At 29.8% G+C, this 17,949-nt stretch carries 16 protein-coding genes, 1 pseudogene and 1 riboswitch; of the genes and pseudogenes, 9 read left to right on the top strand and 8 right to left on the bottom strand.

What is annotated here, in order from left to right; genetic code table 11:
• The first annotated feature begins 23 nt into the window (after nt 1–23).
• Nucleotides 24–542, top strand: a complete 519-nt coding sequence (gene hpf / locus L8X40_RS02175) for a ribosome hibernation-promoting factor, HPF/YfiA family (RefSeq protein WP_087700774.1) — start codon at nt 24–26, stop codon at nt 540–542.
• 30 nt (nt 543–572) lie between these two features.
• Here the strand turns inward: hpf and L8X40_RS02170 are convergent, their stop codons facing one another.
• Nucleotides 573–3,116: a hypothetical protein gene (locus tag L8X40_RS02170; RefSeq protein ID WP_263667192.1), complete on the bottom strand. Its 2,544-nt coding sequence runs from the start codon at nt 3,114–3,116 to the stop codon at nt 573–575.
• 162 nt (nt 3,117–3,278) lie between these two features.
• Here L8X40_RS02170 and groES point away from each other — a divergent pair, with 162 nt between their 5' ends.
• From groES to L8X40_RS02150, 4 genes are all read left to right on the top strand, one after another.
• Entirely contained in the window at nt 3,279–3,539 is a 261-nt protein-coding gene (groES, locus tag L8X40_RS02165; protein WP_039626536.1) for a co-chaperone GroES, read from the top strand.
• A 13-nt stretch (nt 3,540–3,552) separates the two neighbouring features.
• Nucleotides 3,553–5,190, top strand: a complete 1,638-nt coding sequence (groL, locus tag L8X40_RS02160) for a chaperonin GroEL (protein WP_263667191.1) — start codon at nt 3,553–3,555, stop codon at nt 5,188–5,190.
• 65 nt (nt 5,191–5,255) lie between these two features.
• Complete coding sequence (locus tag L8X40_RS02155) at nt 5,256–6,845, top strand: DUF262 domain-containing protein (RefSeq protein ID WP_263667190.1); 1,590 nt, start codon at nt 5,256–5,258, stop codon at nt 6,843–6,845.
• Between the two features lie 20 nt (nt 6,846–6,865).
• Nucleotides 6,866–7,435 (top strand): NUDIX domain-containing protein, encoded by a 570-nt coding sequence (locus tag L8X40_RS02150; RefSeq protein ID WP_214100321.1) that lies wholly within the window; start codon nt 6,866–6,868, stop codon nt 7,433–7,435.
• Nucleotides 7,436–7,445: 10 nt separating this feature from the next.
• Here L8X40_RS02150 and L8X40_RS08560 read toward each other — a convergent pair whose 3' ends face one another.
• From L8X40_RS08560 to rpmB, 5 genes and pseudogenes are all read right to left on the bottom strand, one after another.
• Complete coding sequence (locus L8X40_RS08560; RefSeq protein ID WP_391527387.1) at nt 7,446–7,904, bottom strand: CZB domain-containing protein; 459 nt, start codon at nt 7,902–7,904, stop codon at nt 7,446–7,448.
• Nucleotides 7,890–8,177: pseudogene (locus L8X40_RS08555) on the bottom strand (methyl-accepting chemotaxis protein); the annotation flags it as partial. The pseudogene L8X40_RS08555 and the gene L8X40_RS08560, both read right to left, overlap by 15 nt.
• 435 nt (nt 8,178–8,612) lie before the next feature.
• The gene (locus L8X40_RS02140) at nt 8,613–8,828 is read right to left on the bottom strand and encodes a YdcH family protein (protein ID WP_087700778.1); all 216 of its coding nucleotides are present in this window, start codon (nt 8,826–8,828) and stop codon (nt 8,613–8,615) included.
• Between the two features lie 45 nt (nt 8,829–8,873).
• Nucleotides 8,874–10,001: a potassium channel family protein gene (locus L8X40_RS02135; protein ID WP_087700779.1), complete on the bottom strand. Its 1,128-nt coding sequence runs from the start codon at nt 9,999–10,001 to the stop codon at nt 8,874–8,876.
• A 25-nt stretch (nt 10,002–10,026) separates the two neighbouring features.
• Nucleotides 10,027–10,221: a 50S ribosomal protein L28 gene (rpmB, locus tag L8X40_RS02130; RefSeq protein WP_012661734.1), complete on the bottom strand. Its 195-nt coding sequence runs from the start codon at nt 10,219–10,221 to the stop codon at nt 10,027–10,029.
• 143 nt (nt 10,222–10,364) lie between these two features.
• Between rpmB and rpe the strand changes: the two genes are divergently transcribed.
• The 3 genes from rpe (at nt 10,365) to thiC (ending at nt 13,253) form a co-directional block, all read left to right on the top strand.
• Nucleotides 10,365–11,012: a ribulose-phosphate 3-epimerase gene (gene rpe, locus L8X40_RS02125; protein ID WP_087700780.1), complete on the top strand. Its 648-nt coding sequence runs from the start codon at nt 10,365–10,367 to the stop codon at nt 11,010–11,012.
• A complete protein-coding gene (locus L8X40_RS02120) occupies nt 11,009–11,773 on the top strand; it encodes a 3'-5' exonuclease (RefSeq protein WP_087700781.1) in 765 nt (254 codons plus the stop codon). The genes rpe and L8X40_RS02120 overlap by 4 nt, the downstream gene beginning before the upstream one ends.
• Nucleotides 11,774–11,805: 32 nt before the next feature.
• Nucleotides 11,806–11,910, top strand: a riboswitch (TPP riboswitch).
• A 44-nt stretch (nt 11,911–11,954) separates the two neighbouring features.
• A complete protein-coding gene (thiC, locus tag L8X40_RS02115) occupies nt 11,955–13,253 on the top strand; it encodes a phosphomethylpyrimidine synthase ThiC (RefSeq protein WP_087700782.1) in 1,299 nt (432 codons plus the stop codon).
• Between the two features lie 27 nt (nt 13,254–13,280).
• Here the strand turns inward: thiC and L8X40_RS02110 are convergent, their stop codons facing one another.
• Nucleotides 13,281–15,098 (bottom strand): ammonia-forming cytochrome c nitrite reductase subunit c552, encoded by a 1,818-nt coding sequence (locus L8X40_RS02110; protein WP_087700783.1) that lies wholly within the window; start codon nt 15,096–15,098, stop codon nt 13,281–13,283.
• A 16-nt stretch (nt 15,099–15,114) separates the two neighbouring features.
• Entirely contained in the window at nt 15,115–15,609 is a 495-nt protein-coding gene (nrfH, locus tag L8X40_RS02105) for a cytochrome c nitrite reductase small subunit (RefSeq protein ID WP_039618639.1), read from the bottom strand.
• 227 nt (nt 15,610–15,836) lie between these two features.
• Between nrfH and L8X40_RS02100 the strand changes: the two genes are divergently transcribed.
• Nucleotides 15,837–17,930, top strand: a complete 2,094-nt coding sequence (locus tag L8X40_RS02100; protein ID WP_214125439.1) for an RNA degradosome polyphosphate kinase — start codon at nt 15,837–15,839, stop codon at nt 17,928–17,930.
• The last annotated feature ends 19 nt before the right edge of the window (nt 17,931–17,949 follow it).

Here is a 17,949-nt window from a genome sequence, read left to right as displayed (position 1 = left end):
TAACTTCATAAAAAGGAGAAGTAATGAATACAAGTATAGTTGGAAAGCAATTTGAACTAACAGAGTCTATAAAAGAGTATGTGGAAAAAAGCTTTGATACTTTAAGTAAATATGGCTTAGATGTGATTTCTGCGCGTTGTGTTATAAGTGCTGATGAAAGGCATGGAAAGAAAGGGTTTTGGGCTGAATTTAGCATTAATCTGGCTGGCATTAATACAGTAGTGGTTAAACAAAAAGATAAAGATTTATATGCTGCTATAGATTTAGCTATCGATAGAATTTCTAAGGTTTTAAGAAGATTACATGATAAAAATATCACCCATAAGCATCAAGATGAGATAAAAGAAAATTTAGTATTACCAAGCGTGATCGAGGAAGATGAGATAGTTCCAACAGAACTTGAGTTATATAAACCTTTAGAAATTGAAGAAGCATTGGAAAAATTAAAAGCAAGTAAAGATATATTTTTAGTTTTTAATGATATAGATGCAAAAATGAGGGTGCTATATAAGAAAAAAGATGGTAAATTTGGTTTATTTTAAAAAATCTAGCCTTTTTTAAGGCTAGATGTATTAGAAGAGTTTGTTAAAGATTTTATCTATTGCTTGATCTACTTTTTTACCTGTATTTTTAGTGCCATCACTAGCATTACCACCTATTGTATTAACAATAGAATTTACCACACTTTTTGTATCAAGACTTACTTTAGGATCTTGTGTTGTTCCTTTTATAATTCCTTTGAAATTTGCTCTATCAATGACGATATTAAAAGGAATGTTTAATTTAGTGCTTTTTGTATCAACCTTACCTTTGCTAATATTTATATTGCTTCTATCAGCTATTAGGTTTAAATTTAAATCTATGAGATTTTTATCGATATTTATTTTGGCTTCACCATTGCGATATACATCTTGAGTAATATCCTTTTGTAAAAGTAGCATTAAGGCACTTGTGATGAGGTTTTTCTTAAGTTGTCCATCGGCTAAGTTTATTAACACTACACCGCTTTCTTTTAAAAGATTATAATCAATGCTTAAATTTGATTTTGCTTGGTAATAATCAGGTAAATCTAAACTTTGAGCTAAATTTGAAAGATCGGTATTTTGCATTTTAGCGTTAAAAATATTATTTTTTAAAGTGGCATCTAATGAACCATTGAATATATTTTTACTATTAATGCTTGCATCTATTAAAGCGTTTTTAAAATCAAATTTTCCTTCAAAATCAGCTTTGCCTTTTAAGTTTCTATCAACTAAAAATCCTAGCTTAGAAAAATCTTGCAATGATATATTATAAGTGCTTGCTAGAGCCATTTGATTAAGATCAAATTTACCTTTTAATGAATTAATATTCGCAAATGAGCTTAGAGCTTTAGCATTAAAATCAATGATTGATTTAGAAATTTTTCCATCAAGATTGATTTTTGCTGAAGTATTCTTTGGAAATTTTTTCTCTAAAAGCTTAGATAATTCTACCTCATTAAAAGAAGAATTAATAATTGCTTTAAAATCACCATTAATATTGTTAAAATCAAGTGATTTTAAGTCAATATCTGCATTTACATCTCCATAAGCTAAAACTTTTTGTCCTATCAAAGGAAAAAGTTGTTCTAATTTTATATTATCAACCTTTGCTTGTAAACTTTTTCCATTAGATTTTGCATTGATAAGCCCTTGCATGATTTTAATATTTGCATCAAGATTTTGAATTTGATTTGCCTTGAGATCAACTTTGGCATCTAAATTTAAAGGCCCATTGAGATCTTGTTTGATTAAAGGTTTTAATTTGTTAAGATTGTCTACAAAAGCACTAATTTGTGCATTTAAATCTTTGTTTGTAAGATTATATGAGCCTTTTAGTTGAGGTATTTTTGCTATGTTTGAATCAAGCAAAGCTTCATAATCAATTAAAGAATTTTTCGCATTTGCTTTAGCTTGTAAGTTAAAAGTTGTTTTTGGAAAATCAAGATTACTTAGTTTTTTAAATTCTATAACATTTATATTTGCATTATTTAACCTAGTATTTAGATTGAAATTTTTAAAATCAAGCCCTTGTGCTTTTAAATCTAAAACTAATTTAGAATTAATAAAAGTAGGCATAGAGATAGTCTTTAAAAGCTCTGCTACTTCTATATTAGTTGTATTGATATTAAGATTATTATTTTCTAAAACAGCTTTTAAGCTACCACCAAATCCAAGTAAGTTAGCATCTAATTTTTGCAATTGATTATTTGCAAAAAGTAAATTACCTTGAATTTGACTTTTACCTTGGAGTTTCATTTTGGCTAGAGATGAAAATTGATTAAAATCATCTATTTTGATATCAAAATCGCTAGTTAAGCTTTGTTTTGTTATATCATAAATACTTTTTTGTGTATAAAGTTTGAAGAAGTTGCTTAAAATTTCACTTTTAGAAATAACTTCATTGTTTTGGATTAAAGATCTTATCTCGCCTTTTATATAACTTTGTTTTGGCAAGCTTAGATTAAAATCTTTTTCGATTAGTGTATTGTTGATAGAACTTGTGTAAAAATTAATCAAAGCATTACCATTTGGTTTTAAATCTTTAGCTTGTATATCGCTTATAATACTAATTTTTCCTTGAGCGTATCTTGGTAGATTAGCAAAATCTAAAATTTGAGCTAAATCTATATTTTTTCCAATAAATTCAAGATTTATAGGAGAAAAATCAACGATTTTTGCATCTAAACTAAGATTAGAATCAAACAAAAATCCATTGCCTTTTACCGAAAAATCACTACTTTTACCTGCAACATTACCCTTGAATGTAAAATCTTTATCGCTTTTTAAGCCAAGATTTTGAATATAATTTTGTTTGAGTCCTAAAAGATAGTTTAAAGCAAACCCTAGTCTTAAAGGTGATATACCACCTTCTATATTAGCAAAAAATTTATCATCAATATTTGCTTTAATGTCAAGTTGTGAAAAACTAATTTTAAAATTTTCAAATTTAACATTCATACCGCTTTTTTGAGCAATAATCGTTTCGATTCTTGGTTTTAAAAAAGCATTACCTATACTTGTAAATAATAATGTATATATGGTTAGCAATACTACACATACTATACCTAAAAGAATGTAAAGAATTTTTTTCATAAGAAACCTTTATAATGATATATCATATAAATTTAGTGTAATAGACTAAACTTATATGATATATTTTACTTAATTTATTGACAATTAACTTTCTTTAATGTATAATTCTATCACTCAAAAACAAAGAGTGCTAAAAATAGCACATTTTAGAAAGGATAAAAAATGAATTTTCAACCTCTAGGAAAGCGTATTTTGGTAAAACGCTTAGAAGAAATGAAAACTACTGCTTCTGGGATTATTATACCAGATAATGCTAAAGAAAAACCATTAAATGGTGAAGTTGTTGCAGTAAGCAAAGAAATAGAAGATATTAAAGTAAATGATAAAGTAATGTTTGCAAAATACGGTGGAACTGAAATAAAACTTGACAATGAAGAGTATTTAGTTCTTAATGTTGAAGATGTTTTAGGGATTATTAAATAAAAAAGGATAAAAAATGGCAAAAGAAATATTTTTTTCAGATGAAGCAAGAAATAAACTTTATGAAGGTGTTAAAAAACTTAATGATGCAGTAAAAGTTACTATGGGGCCACGTGGTCGTAATGTATTAATCCAAAAAAGTTTTGGTGCTCCTACTATCACAAAAGATGGTGTGAGTGTGGCTAAAGAAGTAGAATTAAAAGATTCTTTAGAAAATATGGGTGCTTCTTTAGTTAGAGAAGTAGCTAGCAAAACAGCTGATCAAGCAGGTGATGGAACAACAACAGCAACAGTTTTAGCGCATGCGATTTTCAAAGAAGGTTTAAGAAATATCACAGCAGGTGCTAATCCTATCGAAGTAAAACGCGGTATGGATAAAGCTTGCGAAGCTATAGTAGCTGAACTTAAAAAACTTTCTCGTGAAGTTAAAGATAAAAAAGAAATTGCTCAAGTTGCAACAATTTCTGCAAATTCAGATGAGAAAATCGGAAATTTAATTGCCGATGCTATGGAAAAAGTTGGAAAAGATGGTGTTATCACTGTTGAAGAAGCAAAATCAATTAATGATGAATTAAATGTAGTTGAAGGTATGCAATTTGATAGAGGTTATTTAAGTCCATATTTCATTACAAATACTGAAAAAATGACAGCTGAATTGCAAAATCCATTTATTTTGTTATTTGATAAAAAAATTGCTAACTTAAAAGATTTATTACCAATTTTAGAACAAATTCAAAAAACAGGAAAACCACTTTTGATTATAGCTGAAGACATTGAAGGTGAAGCTTTAGCAACTTTAGTTGTAAATAAATTAAGAGGTGTTTTAAATATTTCAGCAGTTAAAGCTCCTGGATTTGGTGATAGAAGAAAAGCTATGCTTGAAGATATTGCTATTTTAACAGGCGGTGAAGTGATTTCTGAAGAGCTTGGAAGAACTTTAGAAAGCGCTGGTATCCAAGATTTAGGTCAAGCTTCAAGCGTGATTATTGATAAAGACAATACAACTATTGTAAATGGAGCAGGTGAAAAAGCAAATATTGATGCAAGAATTAACCAAATAAAAGCTCAAATTGCTGAAACAAGCTCAGATTATGATAGAGAAAAACTACAAGAAAGATTAGCTAAATTAAGCGGTGGTGTAGCGGTAATTAAAGTTGGTGCAGCTACTGAAACTGAAATGAAAGAGAAAAAAGATAGAGTTGATGATGCATTAAGCGCTACAAAGGCTGCTGTTGAAGAAGGTATAGTAATAGGTGGCGGTGCTGCATTAATTAAAGCAAAATCAAAAATCAGCTTGAATTTACAAGGAGATGAAGCTATTGGTGCAGCTATTGTAGAAAGAGCTTTAAGAGCACCTTTAAGACAAATTGCTGAAAATGCTGGATTTGATGCTGGTGTAGTTGTAAATACAGTAGAAAATAGTAAAGAAGAAAATACTGGTTTTGATGCTGCAAAAGGTGAATATGTAAATATGCTTGAAAGTGGTATTATCGATCCTGTTAAAGTAGAAAGAGTGGCTTTACTTAATGCAGTTTCAGTGGCTAGCATGCTTTTAACAACTGAAGCTACAATTAGTGAAATTAAGGAAGACAAACCTGCTATGCCTGATATGAGTGGCATGGGCGGTATGGGAGGCATGGGCGGTATGATGTAACCCATTCTTAATTTTTTAAAAGCAAGGATTTTCCTTGCTCTATTTGTATTATCTCTGAGGTTAAAATGCTTATTCAACCAAAACCTATTACAAGAAAGTATGAAGATATAATTAGAAATATAAATGAAGGTTTTTATCAAATTCCAAAATTTCAAAGGGATTTTGTATGGAAAAAAGAGCAGGTTGCTAAATTGATTGATAGCTTAATCAAGGGATTTCCTATAGGAAGTTTTATTTTGTGGAAAACCAAAGAAAGATTAAGATCATTAAAAAAAATTGGTAATTATTTTCTAAATGATATAAAAGAAGGTGATTTTGTTTTATATGTTTTAGATGGCCAACAAAGAATGACTTCGTTATATCTTGCCATAAATGGCGTTCAAATAGAAAAAGAAGATTACAAAGAACTCTATATTAATTTAGATAAACTTGAAACAAATGAAGAAATTTGCAGTATAGAAAAAGGCAAGGGAAATTATATAAGTTTTTATGATTTAATGAATGCTTCTATTGTGGATTTGGTAAATAATTTTAATAAAGACTTAGATAAAATACACAAAATAGAAAAAATAAGAGATTGGATAAAATCGTATGAATTTTCAACTATAGAGATTGATGATACTTCTATAGAAAGAATAACTGAAATTTTTACAAGAATTAATACAACGGGAAAAGATTTAACATTATTTGAAATAATGAATGCTAAAGTCTATGATGAAAATAAAAAATTTGATTTAGAAGATAGTTATAATAACCTCATAAGAGAATTAGAAATTAGTGCATATGAAACAATAGCCGAAAATAAAACTATTATTTTACAATTATTATCTTTAAATTTGATAAAAAATTCTAAAACAAGTGCAATTTTATCTATAAATAAAAATCAATTTATAGATGAATGGGATAATACAATTAAGGCATTAAAATTAGCGATTGATAAAATAAGAGATTATTTTAAAATAGAAGTATCAAAACTTTTACCTTATTATGTTTTAATAGTTCCAATTGCTTATTTTTATAGAATTAATGATTTTAAACCTCCAACTAATACTCAATTAAAACAAATTGAAAGATATTTTTTTAGATGTGCAATTAGTTGGAGGTTTTCTTCTTCTGTTGAAAGTAAATTAAATTCTGATATAAAAATAATTGAAAATATCAAAAACAATATAAATGTAAATTTTGATAAAGAATTACCATTGCAAAACAAACAAAAAGATTATTTTATTGAACTTTTAAAAGAAGATTTTTCATCATCAAATGCTTTTGATAAAGCAGTTCTTTGTATATTAGCTTATAATGAACCTAAAAAATTTAGCGACAATTCAAAAGTAAGATTAGATAATTCTTATCTCAGTATAGCTTCTTCTAAAAATTATCATCATTTTTTTCCAAAAGCATATTTGAAAAGAATAAACAACACCGATAATGCAAATGCATTAGCTAACATAACACTAGTGGATGATTATTTAAATAAAAGAATTATAAGGGATAGAAATCCTCAAGAGTATATAAAATATTTTGAAAAAGAAAATAGTAATATCGATGAGGCATTAAAATCTCATTTTATTATACACGATGATTTTGTAGACTATAATTTGTTTTTAGACAAAAGAGCTAATGCGTTAGCTGAAGAAATTTTAAAAAGAATTTAATTGCAAAAAGGTATCATAAAGTGAAAAATTTACAAGAAGAACAATTTTCCAACTCAAAATACATTAAACCTAAAAGATACACTTATATAGGTAAAGATAACAAAAAATACACTTGGGATTTTATAGAAGCAATGGATAGTGTTTCTGTTTTTTTATATCATACTCAAAAAGATTCTTTTGTTTTTGTAAAACAATTTCGAATTCCTTTGTGGGATTATCAAAAACGTAATTGTTTGCAAATTGCTGAGATGGGTTTTAGTATAGAACTTTGCTCAGGACTTGTTGATAAAAATTTAAGTTTTGAGGAAATAGCTCAAGAAGAATGTATTGAAGAATTAGGTTATGCGCCTAAACATGTAGAAAAAATAGGGGAATTTTATACAGGTTTTGGTTCAGGTGTAAGCAGACAGTTTTTATTCTATGCTGAAATTAATGAAGATGATAAAATTGGCCATGGTGGTGGAATTGATGGAGAAGATATTCAAGCAGTGTGGATAAAAAGAAAAGACTTTGAGCAATTTTCAAAAGAAAATCCTATTAAGACTCCTTTGCTTGAATATGCTTATTTATGGTTTAAAGGTAAGAAATAAATCTTACCTTCTATTTTTCATCTTTATTTTCAATGTTTGGATCTTTTTCATTAAGCATTTCTTGGAAAATTACAAATAGTTCTTCTGAAGCTTTTTCTGCGTTAGAGCATTTATCTAGAATTTGATTTTGAACTAGATTGTTATTGGTATCTTCACCATGAGCTAAGGCTATAGCATGGTTTATATTTTCGTGAACCTTTTGATGTGGTAAGTTAAGTTTGCCAAAAGCTCTTCCGCTAGAAAATCTTTCTTTACCAACTCCTGCAATCCATTTTGCAAGTCTACAACTTAAATGATCAGATAAAGTTTTACCAGAAGCATGAATAATTTCATTGTAGCCGTTGAGTTTAAAAGCAACGTGATCTAGTTTAGCTAAAGAAACAAAAATTTCAGAAGCAATGCGTTTAGCATGTGAGCTAGTTGAATTTGCATTTGAAATAAGCTGAGTAAATTTGCTAGAAAATTGCACTATATGCTCATTTGATTCTAATGAAACCTTTTCTACTTGTTCGCTTTGTCCATACATTTCATCCGCATTTTGTTTGAGTAGATTAATGTTTAATTCTACTTCTGATGTTGCTTTTTGTGTTTTTTCGGCAAGTTTTCTTACTTCATCTGCAACTACAGCAAAACCTCTTCCATGTTCACCTGCACGTGCAGCTTCAATAGCAGCATTTAGTGCTAATAGATTAGTTTGATCAGATACGTCTTTGATTAAGTTAATAACATTAGTAATCTCATCTACGCTACGATGTAAATTTCCTGCTGTATCTCTTGAGCGATTAGCCGATTCAATAATGCTCTGAAGTGAAGATATGATAGAGTGTGTGATAGAGTTTAGTTCTTGCATATCCGCCAAAGAAGAATCAGAGTATTGTGAAATCATCTCAGCTTTATTAACATTTTCCTGCATATCACCTTGGACATTTGATATACCTTTTAAAACACCATTTAAGAGCATTTCTAAAAGATGAGTTTCTAATTCAGTTTTGCCACAATTATCTTGTAATTTTTTTTCATAGTTTTCAATCAATTCTTGCTTTTCTAAAAGAAGTTTTTGATTTTCTTCTTCTAGTTCTTTGATTTTATTTTGTAGTTCTTCGCAATTTTTGCTTTGATTATTTTTACCAAACATATTTAATCCTTAGAAATAACCTAAAATATAATTAGAGAAAAATTATTTTTTGTAGTTTGATAGATAAATATTTAATTCATCTTTTAATCTTAATTTTTCCTTTTTTAAGTTTGCAATTTCTAAACTATCTAGATGAATTCTACCTTCTTCTGCATCTTTGATTTTATGATCAAGCGCATTATGCTCTTCAAATAGTTTGTCAAAGTGCATATCTTTACCTTTTAATTCGGTAATTAAATCTCTAAATTCATGTAGCATTTAAGCCTCCTTTTTAATTGATGTTTGATTATAACTTAAAATAAGTTAAATATATTTTAACTCATCTGGTTTTTGTTTGTTTTTAATAATTTTTTTAGCTATTTTTATACTGTCAGCTGTCCCTACTAATAACAGTTTAGCACCTGTACTTATTAAAGTATCACCTCTTGGCATAGGAGTAAATTTTTTATTTTCTAAAATTCCCACTATGCTTACATTTGCCATATCTCTTAAGTGAATTTCTTTTAATCTTTTAAATCTGACCCAAGATTCATCAGGAATTTTAACTTCTTCTAAATCAATAGGACTATTTTTTTTATAAAGATAGTTTTCTAATAAATTTTCCATATCCGGTCTTGCTGACATAGCGCTAAGTCTTTGTGCAACTAGTTTTGTTGCAGAAACTATTGAGTTTGCTCCAAGTTTTTTGAGTTTTTCTGTTTCATCTTCACTGTTTGAACTAGCTAATATAAAATAAGGATTAATTCTTTGTAATTCTTTTTCAAATAATCTTACTGAAGCAATGATGGCAATATTATCTGCTATGTTATTGCTAAGGGTTATTATACCTTTTGCACTAGAAAGATTAGTTTTTAAAAAAGCTGTGTTTGTATGAGGTGCGCTTTCTATATAGTAAGGATAATTATATTTTTCAGCTATTTCGCTAAAATTTTCAATTTCGTCAACAACGACAAAAGGAATATGATTTTCTCTAAATTGCTGTGCCAATTCTATAGTAAAATCATTATGATAGCATATTACAAAATGATTTTTTAATCTTGCAACTTTATGAAGCATTCTTCTTTCCTTGATGATTTTAGACAAAACACCTTTTTTTACTATTTCTATAACTAGACCCATGCAAAATGTAAAAATTGTAAAGGTTAATAACACATACACAACTGTAAAAATTCTACCAGCTGTTGGTATGGGATTTACTTCAGTGTAGCCTAAAGTAGTAAATGTCATTCCAGCTTGATAAATAGCATCATTAAGGTTGTAATTACTTGTGAGCATATAGCCAAAAGCCCCAATTAACGTCATAACAACAACAGCAATAAGTGGAATTCTTAAAAATTTAAGTTGCTCGTAAAGCTCATCATTAAGACTAATTGAGGGTTTTGGGGAAGGAGACCAATTGAGGAATTTTTGTAGCTTCTTCAAAAAAGACATAACAATTCCTCGTTTATATTAAGGATTATTTACTGCTTTGTTTTTTAAGCGTTCTTAAAGTTGAAGCAGCAACTCTAACTTTTCTAGTAGTTCCATCTTCTAAAGTAATACGAACTGTTCTTAAATTTGGCAAAAAGCGTCTTTTAGTTTTATTGTTAGCATGACTAACATTATTACCTACCATAGGTCCTTTTCCTGTAATTTGGCAAATTCTTGACATAAATTTTTCCTTATGAAATAAAAATATTTTTTAACATTATATCTAAAGCAAGCTTAAAAAAATCAAATATTATCAAAAATACATAAAGAAAATTTGATAATAAGTATGATAAAATTATTTTTTACTTTTATCGGAGATATAAAATGTATGTAGCACCAAGTTTATTGTCTGCAAATTTTTTAAATTTAGAAAATGAGATTAAAGAAGTATCGCAAGCAGGGGCTGATTTATTGCATATTGATGTGATGGATGGACATTTTGTGCCAAATCTTACTTTTGGTCCTTGTGTGATTGAAAATATTTCAAAAATTACTTCAGTGCCTCTAGATGTGCATTTAATGGTGCATAATGTTAGTAGCTTTGTAGATTTATTTATCCCAATAAAGCCAAAATTTATTAGCTTTCATTTGGAAGCTGAAAATCATCCTATTAGGGTATGTGAGTATATAAGAAAAAACGGCATTCATCCTGCTATTGTTTTAAATCCACATACTCCGGTTTCAAGTATAGAGTATATTTTAGAATTTGTAGATATGGTGCTTTTAATGAGTGTTAATCCAGGCTTTGGTGGGCAAAGTTTTTTACCTTTGGTGTATGATAAAATTCGACAGTTAAGGGAAATGATAGATAAAAAAAATCTTAAAGTTTTTATAGAAGTTGATGGCGGGGTAAATGGCTTAAATGCACCTGATTTAGATGAAGCAGGAGCTGATATTTTAGTCGCAGGTAGTTATATCTTTTCCTCGCAAGATAAAAAAACAGCAATCAATTCTTTAAAGCTTGAATTTTGAGCCAACAACAAATCGATGATTTAATCATCAAATTAAGTAAAGAAAACAAACCTTTTCCTTGGGTTTTAAAAGAACTTGCAAAAATAGAAGAATTAAATCATTATGAGTTTGATTTATATATTTTTGAACTTTTAGGGCTAGGGGTAGAGCTTAATGCGCAAAATTGTTTGTGTTTAAAAAGTAAAAATACAAAAATAAAAGATGAGATTTTTTGTGTAGTAGATATTGAAAGCACCGGTGGGATAAAAAGTGGTCAAATTTTAGAAATAGGTGCAGTGAAAATTCAAAACTATAAAGAAATTGATAGATTTGAGAGTTTTATAAAAGTAGAAAGCATACCTGAAAATATTACAGAATTAACAGGGATTAGTTTGGATATGGTAGAAAATGCTCCTTCTTTAAAAACTGTGCTAAATAATTTTAAATTGTTTTTAAAGGATAGTATTTTTGTAGCACACAATGTGCGTTTTGATTATCATTTTATATCTAAAGCTATGTATGAAAATGATTTTGGAGTGCTTTTAAATAGAAGGTTATGCACAATTGATTTAGCTAAAAAATGCATTGAAAGTCCTAAATATGGCCTTGATGCACTAAAAGAGTTTTTGTGTATTGAAAGTAAGCATCATAGGGCTTTAAGTGATGCTTTGGCTGCAAGTGAAATTTTAAAATACTGTCTTAAAAAAATTCCTTTTTACATTAAAACTACTGAAGAATTGTTACATTTTAGCAAGCAAGCTAAAAATCAATCTAAAAAATAAACTTTGTTTTAGATTTATCGCTATACTGCATTTGTATAAATGACGGGAGCTTGTGATACAGGCTGAGAGTAAGCTAAAAGCTTAGACCGCACCAGAACTAGATAATGCTAGCGTTGGGATAATTTATCAACTACTCACATACCCTTCATTTATCCAAATTTTATTTTAAGGATAAATTTAAATGAAAACTCAAATGTCTTATGCAAAAGAAGGAACTTTCACAAAACAAATGCAAATTGTTGCACAAAAAGAGCAAGTAAGTGAAGATTTTTTGCTTGAGAATATAGCATGTGGAAAAATCATTATTCCTGCAAATATCAACCATAAAGCACTAGACCCAAATGGTATTGGCTATGGACTTAAAACAAAGGTAAATGTTAATTTAGGTGTTTCAAATGATTGTGTAGATTATAGTGAAGAAATGAAAAAGGTGGAGTTAGCTCATAAATTTAATATAGAAGCTATTATGGATCTTAGTAATTATGGTAAAACTAGTCGTTTTAGAGATGAGTTAATTGCTACTTCAAAAGCTATGATAGGCACTGTGCCTGTTTATGATGCGGTTGGGTTTTTAGAAAAAGATTTAAAAGATATTAAGGCAAAAGATTTTTTAGATGTAGTATATCATCATGCTAAAAGTGGAGTGGATTTTATGACAATTCATGCAGGGATAAATTCTCGTGCTGTTAGGGTTTTTAAAGAGTGTGATAGGATTACTAATATAGTTTCAAGAGGAGGCTCAGTTCTTTATGCTTGGATGCAAATGAATGATGCTGAAAATCCATTCTATGAATATTATGATGATTTGCTTGCTATATGCAAGGAATTTGATGTGACGCTTTCTTTAGGCGATGCGCTAAGACCAGGTTGCACTCATGATGCAAGCGATGGGGCTCAAATTGCTGAACTTATAGAACTTTCGTTGTTAACTAAAAGAGCATGGGTTCAAGATGTGCAAGTGATGATAGAAGGACCTGGTCATATGGCTATTAATGAAATAGAAGCTAATATGCAACTTGAAAAAAGAATTTGCAATGGAGCTCCATTTTACGTTTTAGGACCATTAGTTACTGATATAGGTGCAGGGTATGATCATATAAGTGGGGCAATCGGCGGAGCAGTTGCAGCAGCAGCTGGTGCTGATATACTTTGTTATGTAACTCCTGCTGAACATTTAAGACTTCCAAATTTAGAAGATGTAAGAGATGGTATAGTAGCGACTAAAATAGCAGCTCATGCAGGAGATATAGCCAAACTTCCTAAAGAAAGAAAAATAGATGATACAATGAGTAAAGCTAGACAAGATATTGATTGGGAAAAAATGTTTAAATTAGCAATTGATGGAGAAAAGGCTAAGAAAATGTTTAATGAAAGAAAACCTGAAGAACTTAATTCTTGTTCAATGTGTGGAAAAATGTGTGCTATGAACACCATGAATAAAATTTTAAAAGGTGAGGATATAAGTTTGATAAAAGAATAAACCCTCGATTATGAGGGTTTATTTTGATTAATCTATTACTTTATAATTATAAGGTTTTAGATTTTTATCATCTTCAAGAAGTTTTGCTGGTGGATTACCATTTACTTCTTGATGTTTGTAGTAGCGATCTCCTGCTTTGTTACCATTTAGATCTACTTTATAGTGAATTTCACCTGGATTTAATTTTTGAATATCTTCAAAACCTAAATTTGAAGTTTTGAAATCTTTAATGCCATTTTTGGCCGCAATTTCTACTAATTTAGTTTGTCCTTGTCTTGACATATCAACTGATTGTAAAAGCATTCTTGAAGCTTCTCTGGGATTATGGAAACCTGTTGAGTTTTCAGCACCTACAAAGTCTGCTCTTACTTGAGATTTTCTATGAAGTTCTAATACTTCTTTTAATTCAGCTGAAATTTTAGCATCATCTGCCTTACCATCAGTTTGGAATTTTGGCATTTTTCCAAGCTCTGTGCGAATAGTTTCTACATCTTTAATCAAGCTTACTAAAGAATATTCAGCTGTTCTTAAATCATGGGCTACTGAATTTTGAATGTCTTTTACTTGTTTTGCTAAATAGCTTTCGCTTTGAGTGTGACAAGTTTTACAAGCTGAGTTGATATCAACTAAAGGTGAAGTGATGTTATGGTTAGTAACTTTTTTTGCACCTTTTCTAATATAAGGCATATGACAATCTGCACAACTTACACCATTTGCAGCATGTACTCCACCACTATAAAGTTCGCTTTCTGGATGTTGAATTTTTAGCATAGGCGCTTTGGTGATTTTATGAACCCAATCACTTGAGAAGTTCTCTCTGTTTTTTTCATAATAATCATCAAACATTTCTATTCTAAATGGCTCACCTTTTTTCCACTCACTCCAAGGAAATGCTAGTTCTATACCATCAACTTCGATTTCAACTGGCTTATTACCATCTCTCCAAGAATCAAACTCATCGTAAGTTTTTTGAGTACCATTCCACCATTTTTTAGAACTATCATTAGCTATACTTTCTCCGATAGTTTTTACTTTGGTACCTGTTGGTTTGAAGTAGTATTCAACGTGACATTGAGAGCATACTAAGGTTCTCATTTCGCTTCTTGAAGCTTTAATTCCTTGTTTTTCATCTGCTTCATAACCTCTTGAAATTAATGCTTTGATTAAAGCTGGTCTTGTAAGTCTTAAACTCATATCTGTTGGATTATGACAATCTGCACATGTTACACCCATTCTTTTTCCACCATGAGGTCCACTGTGCTCAGGTGAGTTTTCTTTAGCTCCATTTACTGCAGGAACTGTTTTAATCATAGTCCAATATTTTGCAGAGTTAAATGCAACCCAATCACCTTTTGCAGTGTTGTTTAAAAGCCAAGGGGTCCATCCGCTATGACAATTCATACAAGCTGTTGGTTGGCCACCAAATCCTGCAAAACCGTGTGCGTTCAAGAAATCTTTATTGTTTCTAGCTGTATCCATTTGATCTACTTGAACCCAAAAGTGACCTCTTTCTTCATTGGCATCAATACTGAATGGATAACCCGCCCAAAGAACAGTTAATTGTGGATAGCGAATTAGTTTTGAATAAGCTAAATTCCCGCCAAATTCTGTTGCATTAGGTGCTTGTTTTTCCACTGTTGTGTGCATATCTAAATAATCAGGAAAATTCTTTCCCCAATAATCAAAAGTAGGATTTTCATCACCAAGTTTTACGATTTCTTGAGAGATGATTCCACCTACTGAATCGTTTGTTTTGGCTGTGATATCTTGATTTAACCACAATACGCCTGCAATAGCTACTATAGTAGCACTAATAGCACTATATAAAATGCCTTTGTTATTCATTAAATACTCCTTTCATTTAAAATCCTCTCTTATGGCCAACACCTTGATGACAAGACACACAACTTAAAGCATTATCTTTATGTGGATCTAGAGTAGGGTTGATAGTGTTACTCGCAATTTCTTTGTGACATTCTATACAGTTATTTTGGACTATTTCTTTACTTTTTGCATTTGCACTCAAATGCGTAGGCAAAGAATCAAGTTTGAAAGTAAATGCATAAGCATGTCCTAAGCCACTTTGAGCTTTAGCAATCCATTTTTCAAAAAAGCTATGTGGCAAATGGCAATCATTACAGGTTGCTCTTGGTTTACCATCAACTTCTTTAGAGTGTGAAGCTTTTAAATAATCATTATAAACTTCGTTCATAATGTGACAATTATTACAGCTTTCACTGGCATCACTAAAATAAGAAGTGCCTTTAGCATTATGGAAAGTATACATTCCCACACCTGCTAAAATTACAAGTAAGAAGAGGAAAACAGCAAAAAGTTTTGAGTTTGCTTTTTTCAAAGTCTCTCCTTTGAATGAAGTTTAAGTTACAAGAACTTGTGTGCAATTATATAACACTATAAATTTTTAAAAGTAAATATATATTTATTAATTATTAATTATTTTTTTAATAAGAGAAAAAAAGTATTATTTTTTTATATGATTTTATTTACTATTATAAAAATAAAATAAATTTTAATAAAAGAAATACTAAAATATTAAATACTAGAAAATAAGGTAGGTGTATTATGCAAATTCAACCATCAATGTATATTAATAGAGAGCTTTCTTGGCTTGGATTTAATTCCCGTGTTTTGGATCAATGTTCTAAAGATCTTCCCTTACTTGAAAAACTTAAATTTATTGCTATATATTGTACAAATTTAGATGAGTTTTATATGATAAGAGTGGCAGGATTAAAACAGCTTTTTGTAGCAGGGATAAGCACAGCAAGTAATGATGAAATGACGCCACTTGCACAGCTTAAAGCCATTAGAAATTATTTACATGAAGAAAAATATGTAGTAGAGCAATACTTTACTAAAATTACCCAAGATTTAGAAAAAGAAAATTTATTTATTCGCTCATATGAAGAACTTGATGAGGATTTAAAACAGCAATGTAATGAGCATTTTTTTTCTAACATTTTTCCTGTGATAGTGCCTATTGCAGTTGATGCAACTCATCCTTTTCCGCATTTAAATAATCTTTCGTTTTCTTTGGCGGTAAAGCTTTGTGATCCTATGCATCCTGAACTTTTAAAATTTGGCATGATACGTATACCTAGGGTTTTACCAAGATTTTACCAAGTAAGTTCGAATATTTATGTGCCTATAGAAAGCATAGTGCGTCATCATACTGAGCATATTTTTCCTGGTTATAAACTTTTATCATCTGCTGCTTTTAGAGTAACTAGAAATGCAGATATGGAGATAGAAGAAGAAGAAGCTGATGATTTTATGTTGATTTTAGAGCAGGGTTTAAAACTTCGTAGAAAAGGTGCTTTTATACGCTTGCAAATAGAAAAGGGTGCAGATGAGCAGTTGATTGAATTTTTAAGCTCTCATATGAATATTTTTCATAAAGACATTTATGAATACAGTATACTTTTAAATTTGCCATCATTGTGGCAAATCATTTCTAATAAAGAATTTACGCATTTGTTAAATCCTATGTATACACCAAAAATTTTACCACCTTTTGGAGATAATGTATCCATTTTTAGTGCAATAGATAAACAAGATATATTAGCTATACAGCCTTATGAAAGTTTTGAGCCTGTGTATCAGTTTATCAAAGAGGCAAGCAAAGATCCTAAGGTTGTGTCTATAAGAATGACTCTTTATAGGGTAGAGAAAAATTCAAATATAGTCCAAGCTTTAATTGATGCAGCAAGTGATGGCAAGCAAGTGACTGTAATGGTAGAGTTAAAGGCGCGTTTTGATGAGGAAAATAACTTACATTGGGCAAAATCATTAGAAAATGCAGGGGCTCATGTAATATATGGAATTACAGGTTTTAAAGTGCATGCAAAAGTGGCTCAAGTGATTAGAAAAGAAGGGGAAAAATTAAAAATTTATAACCACTTAAGTACGGGTAATTATAATGCAAGTTCAGCTAAAATTTATACTGATGTAAGTTATTTTACTTCTAAAGAAGAATATTCTCAAGATACCACGACCTTTTTTCATATACTTTCAGGATATAGCAAAAGTCGTCGTTTAAAGACTTTATCAATGAGTCCAAAGCAAATCAAAGAAAGAATTTTAGATATGATAGCTACTGAAGCAAGTCATGGAAAAGATGGAGTAATCATAGCTAAAATGAATGCTTTAGTAGATGGTGATGTGATTAAGGCTTTATATGAGGCTTCAAATAAAGGTGTTAGAATAGATCTTATTGTGCGAGGAATTTGTTGTTTAAGACCTGGAGTAAAAGGGTATAGTGAAAATATAAAAGTTAGAAGTATAGTGGGAAAATATTTAGAGCATGCTAGAATTTTATACTTCAAACACACCGAGCCAAATTATTTTATTTCAAGTGCTGATTGGATGCCAAGAAATTTAGAAAGAAGACTAGAATTAATGACTCCTATTTTTGATGAGCATTCACGTGCAAAATTAGCTCAAATTTTAAAACTACAATTAAGCGATAATGATTTAGCTTATGAGTTAGATAGCGAAGGAAGATATCGTAAGATTGCTTTAAATGAGGCAGAAAAAATTAATAATTCTCAGCAAATCTTAGAAGAATATATTAGTAGAATTTTTAATACCTTGAAAAAAGATACCGATCATAGCAGAGCAACACACTTAGCAACGAAGCTTTTTAGGGATAGCTAATCCTTGCTTTTTAGCAAGG

It is taken from the genome of Campylobacter sp. CNRCH_2013_0855 (assembly GCF_025773025.1).
GTDB lineage: Bacteria > Campylobacterota > Campylobacteria > Campylobacterales > Campylobacteraceae > Campylobacter_D > Campylobacter_D jejuni_C.
Note: the sequence above shows the minus strand (reverse complement) of the source record. Positions and strands in the feature narration are given on the sequence as shown.

Bases quoted from the DNA above. Each gene is read 5' to 3' on its own strand.
- L8X40_RS02110 (WP_087700783.1), bottom strand. From the start codon at position 15,098: ATGAATAACAAAGGCATTTTATATAGTGCTATTAGTGCTACTATAGTA.
- L8X40_RS02140 (WP_087700778.1), bottom strand. From the start codon at position 8,828: ATGCTACATGAATTTAGAGATTTAATTACCGAATTAAAAGGTAAAGAT.
- L8X40_RS02155 (WP_263667190.1), top strand. From the start codon at position 5,256: ATGCTTATTCAACCAAAACCTATTACAAGAAAGTATGAAGATATAATT.
- rpmB (WP_012661734.1), bottom strand. From the start codon at position 10,221: ATGTCAAGAATTTGCCAAATTACAGGAAAAGGACCTATGGTAGGTAAT.
- thiC (WP_087700782.1), top strand. From the start codon at position 11,955: ATGAAAACTCAAATGTCTTATGCAAAAGAAGGAACTTTCACAAAACAA.
- L8X40_RS02100 (WP_214125439.1), top strand. From the start codon at position 15,837: ATGCAAATTCAACCATCAATGTATATTAATAGAGAGCTTTCTTGGCTT.
- hpf (WP_087700774.1), top strand. From the start codon at position 24: ATGAATACAAGTATAGTTGGAAAGCAATTTGAACTAACAGAGTCTATA.
- L8X40_RS02135 (WP_087700779.1), bottom strand. From the start codon at position 10,001: ATGTCTTTTTTGAAGAAGCTACAAAAATTCCTCAATTGGTCTCCTTCC.
- groL (WP_263667191.1), top strand. From the start codon at position 3,553: ATGGCAAAAGAAATATTTTTTTCAGATGAAGCAAGAAATAAACTTTAT.
- groES (WP_039626536.1), top strand. From the start codon at position 3,279: ATGAATTTTCAACCTCTAGGAAAGCGTATTTTGGTAAAACGCTTAGAA.
- rpe (WP_087700780.1), top strand. From the start codon at position 10,365: ATGTATGTAGCACCAAGTTTATTGTCTGCAAATTTTTTAAATTTAGAA.
- L8X40_RS02170 (WP_263667192.1), bottom strand. From the start codon at position 3,116: ATGAAAAAAATTCTTTACATTCTTTTAGGTATAGTATGTGTAGTATTG.